The organism is uncultured Thiodictyon sp. (genome assembly GCF_903828115.1).
Classification (GTDB): Bacteria; Pseudomonadota; Gammaproteobacteria; order Chromatiales; family Chromatiaceae; genus Thiodictyon.
Window position 1 is genome coordinate 1 of sequence record NZ_CAIKKU010000614.1, and the last position, 3,920, is coordinate 3,920.

The window sequence follows — 3,920 nt, forward strand, 5'->3', positions numbered from 1 at the left end:
CGCTCCCAGAGCCCCCGGTCGGCCCGAAGGCCGACCTACCCCAACAACCGCCCCAACACCTGCTCCAAAGCCTCGGTGGTCCCCGACGGCACCGACTCCCACCGCTCACACCGATCGGCGAACGGCGGTTTGATGTCTTGCCGCGGATACTGAACGAACAAGGCCCGCAGCCCCGCCGGCGCCTCCAGGTCAATCTCCTCGGCGGCGCACCAGGCGTGGCTCAAGAGCAGGATGGCGGGCGGGAGCTGCCCGTCGCGGATGGTGCGGGCCATCCCCTGGGCCAGCGCCAGACCGCGCCGGGGCTCGGCCAGTTCCAGGGTGCGCTCCGTCCAGATCGAGACCAGATCGGCGCAGCGGCTCAGGACCTCCGCCCGACCCTGCCCGCCCAGGGTCACCAGGACCAGCGGCAGTTGGGCGGCGATGGGGCTCGACGCCGCGATATGGGCGGCGAGCCGCGTGACGGCCTCGATGGGCCCGAAGACCGGCGGGCTCGTGTCCAGCACCAGCACCGTCGGGCGTAGGCGCGGCGGCTCCTGGCCGTGACGGGCGCGGTAGAGCAGTTCGCGGCGCAGCCAGTGGGCGCGGCGGATCTTGGTCGGCAGGGCGAGTTGCGAGGGCAGCAGGGCCCGCAGGTCGCCCTGATTGGTGATGCCCACCGAGCCCACGCCCATCCCGGACCCCTGCACCGGCCCGCCCGCGTCCAGGCGCAGCCGCAGTCCGAGCAGCCGGCGCTGGGCGGTGCTCATCCGCGGCAGCAGCGGCACCCGGTGGGCGAGTTGCAGGGGCAGCGCCGGGTCGGTCGCCACCGCGTCCGGGCCGAGCAGGGTCAGGAGCGCCAGCAAGCGCTCATCGACCCGCGCCGCCGCCTGTTCCAGCAGGGGAGTCAGGACCGGCGGGGGGGCCGGCGGGCAGTCGAGGGCGAAGGGGGGACCGGCCAGCGCCAGCCCCAGGGCGCGGCCAAGCTCGGTGGGACCCAACTCGGCGGGCGGTGCCCAGTCCGCCAGCGGCTGGTCGCGCAGCAAGAGCGCGATCAGCCCGGCATGGGCGCGGCGCGGCCAGCGCAGGGCGCGCAGGGCCAAGAGGCCCGGGTGTGCGGCGAGTGCGGCCAGCGGGTCCGCGTCGGCGGGCGCGGGGCCGGCGGTCGCCCCGGGTCCGCCCAGCAGCCGCGCGAGGCTCCGCAGCAGCGACAGCGGCGGGCAGCGGCCGAGCCGCGCCATTGCCGCGGCCAGGTCCGGCAGGGGGGCAAGCTCCGCGGCCAGGACGGGGTTGGGCCGGGTGCCGGTGCGGTCCGGGGCGACCACAGGTATGGCTGGGCGGCGACGGGGTCCGGGGCCGGATCCAGCAGGGAGCGGGTGTCCCAGAGGCGGAAAATGTCCTTGTCATCGTCGTGCCCGCGCGAATGGCTGGTGGCGAGGAAGGCCCCATCCGGGGACCAAGCCAGGCGTCGGCACTATTTGTCGGGGAAAGGCGGACAGGCGCGCAGGCGCCCGGTGCCGGCGTCCCAGATGCGCACGCCGGCCTCGGGGTCCAGACCGCTTTGCTCGCGCCGGAGGGCGCCGAGGCGAGCAAGCGCCCGTCGTGGGACCAGACGACCTGGGTGGCACTGTCGCATTGGTCATGGCTCGGCCATTGGTGCAGCAGCCAGCCGCCCTGGGGGTCCCAGAGCCGGATCTCATGGATTTCGATCAAATTGTCGAGACGGCGCCCTCGTGGCCCGCGATGCTCAGCAAACAGGTCCCGCGGAGCAGTCCCAGAGGCGGATGGTGCCGTCGTGGGAGACCGAGGCCAGGCGGGGGGAGTCGGGGGCGAAGGCGATGCGCACCACCCAACGCGGCGAATCCGGTGAATCCGGCAGAAAAGCCAGTTCCCGGCCGGTATTTCCGCACCAGATGCGGATGCCGAAGTCATCTAGCGCCGCAAGCAACCGACCGTCGCCGGACCAGACGATAGGCGCGTGTGTATGGATGCACCGACCTCCCAACGGTGAAGGCAGTTCCCATTTGCTGGGTCCCAAATCCGCAGGGTCCGATCGTCGGAGCACGAAACAAGCAATCGAGTGTGTGGGGACCACGCGACACTCCATACGACATCCTCGTGGCCCTCAAGAGTGCGCAGGAGAGTACCCCGGTCAGGCTCCCAGAGACGGACCGTCTTATCCTCGCTGCCGGAGGCAATCAGTCGACCGTCCGGGGACCAACCGACCGAATGTACGTGCTTCGAATGACCGTGAAGATCGTGCAGGGTTGCTCCGGTCTGCGCATTGAGGATTTGTAGAGATTCCACGTCTTTCGCGCCGGTCGCTCGAACAAGTCGGCGTCCGTCCGGGGACGAAGCCAGTTGCCATACAATTGAAACTGGGCTGGGATTCCCACGCATCAGGACTCGGCCGTCGGTCGGCGACCATAGCGTCACACTGCCATCGTAAGCGCCCGACACGAGGCGCCGACCGTCCGGCGACCAGGCAACGCATTCGATTGAGATGTTGGCGGGTTCCGATTGCTTCTAAAGCCGCCGCCCGTCCAGGCCCCACACCGATATGCCATCTTGGTCTACCACGGCCAAACGGCCCCCGTCCGGCGACCAGGCAACGGTCAAAAGCTGGCCCAGCCCGGTCTCGATCACCCGCGTGCAAGGCACCTCAGCCATGCTCAAGCTCCACCCAGTCCCAGCCCTCGGCGGTGCGCACCGCCAGGACCTCCCGCGGGGCCAGGCCCAGTGTGGCCAGGCTCAGGTCCGGCGGGGCGCGGTCCAGTTCCAGGGTGGTACGGGGGCGCAGCGGGGCGCCGCAGCGGGGGCAGGCGTCGCCGTATGAGCCGCGGGACGGGGCATTCGCCCCGTCCCGAACCTTTGGTTCCGAGCCTGACTCGCGCTCGAGGTTAAAGGTTTCGGGCGGGGCGCATGCCCCGCCCGGCGCCGCACCCTGCGTCATTGCGGCGCCGCTCGGCGGTCGTGGAGGTTCGGAGTAGGGCCGCGGAGCGGCCGGCACCGGGGTGACACCGCGGAGCGGTGTCACCAGTTCGAGGGGCGGTGTCACCAGTGCGACAGCGGGGTCGCCGGCCGGCTGGGCCGCGGGCGGCAGGCCCCAGCGGGTCTGGCGATAGTCGCAACCGGTGCACTCAACGGCATCCATGACCGGCGACCAGGCGAGCGGGACCGCGCCCGGGGGGAGTTGGGCGAGCAGTTGGCCCAGGGTGGCGGCGTGGGCCAGGGGCAGGCGGTGCCGGCGGGGCCGTCGATCTGGAGCAGGCCGGGGGGGACGGGCAGGCCGAGCAGGTGGCGGAGCGCCGTCATGGCCATCCAGCCGCCGATCAGGACCGAGGCGGCGGCGGTGCGGGCGCGGGCGTCCTCGCCCAGGCCGCAGCCGTAGCAGGGGCCGTCCGGGTCCAGGTAGGGGCGGAGCTCCCCGCCCCAGGGGTGGGTGCCGCCGTCGATCATGGGGGCGCGCATCAGGTTGCAGCGCCCGGCCAGTTGCAGGCGGGCGGTGCGGCTGTCCAGGCAGCCGATGACGAGCGCGGCGTCGCGCAGTTCGGCCAGGCCCACGCCGTGGATCAGGGTCTGGGGGCGGGCGTCCAGCCGACAGCCGGGGGCCAGATCGGCCAGGGCGCGGGCGGCGGCCGCGACCTTGAGCCTGCCGCAGTCGGACTCGCGGAAGAATGCGCAGCGGCTCAGGTTGGAGCGCTCGACGCGGTCCGGATCGCAGAGGATCATGGACCCGACGCCGAAGAGTGCGAGGATGCGGGCGACCTCGTTGCCGAGCGCGCCCAGGCCGATCAGGATGACCTGGGCGGCGGCCAGGCGCGCCTGGTCCCAGCCGGGGACCAGGGTGTGGCGGGCGTAGCGGGGGTCTTGGGTCACGGGCGGTTGCCGGGCGTGATCGCCACTGCGGACAGGGGCGACCACGCAGGGGCCGCGGTCCGCAC

At 72.4% G+C, this 3,920-nt stretch carries 5 protein-coding genes; all 5 read right to left on the minus strand.

Annotated elements, in window-relative coordinates; all coding sequences use genetic code 11:
• Positions 1–35: 35 nt before the first annotated feature.
• Positions 36–1,301, minus strand: a complete 1,266-nt coding sequence (locus QZY48_RS23235; RefSeq protein WP_295435562.1) for a hypothetical protein — start codon at positions 1,299–1,301, stop codon at positions 36–38.
• A gap of 422 nt (positions 1,302–1,723) precedes the next feature.
• Positions 1,724–1,924 carry a hypothetical protein gene (locus QZY48_RS23240; protein WP_295435564.1) on the minus strand — a complete coding sequence of 67 codons (201 nt, stop codon included), beginning with the start codon at positions 1,922–1,924 and terminating at the stop codon, positions 1,724–1,726.
• The gene (locus tag QZY48_RS34970) at positions 1,909–2,481 is read right to left on the minus strand and encodes a WD40 repeat domain-containing protein (RefSeq protein WP_366929759.1); all 573 of its coding nucleotides are present in this window, start codon (positions 2,479–2,481) and stop codon (positions 1,909–1,911) included. The genes QZY48_RS23240 and QZY48_RS34970 overlap by 16 nt, the downstream gene beginning before the upstream one ends.
• Before the next feature lie 157 nt (positions 2,482–2,638).
• The gene (locus tag QZY48_RS23245; RefSeq protein WP_295435566.1) at positions 2,639–2,929 is read right to left on the minus strand and encodes a hypothetical protein; all 291 of its coding nucleotides are present in this window, start codon (positions 2,927–2,929) and stop codon (positions 2,639–2,641) included.
• A 101-nt stretch (positions 2,930–3,030) separates the two neighbouring features.
• On the minus strand, positions 3,031–3,920 hold an 890-nt coding region (locus tag QZY48_RS23250; RefSeq protein ID WP_295435568.1), incomplete at its 5' end, for a ThiF family adenylyltransferase.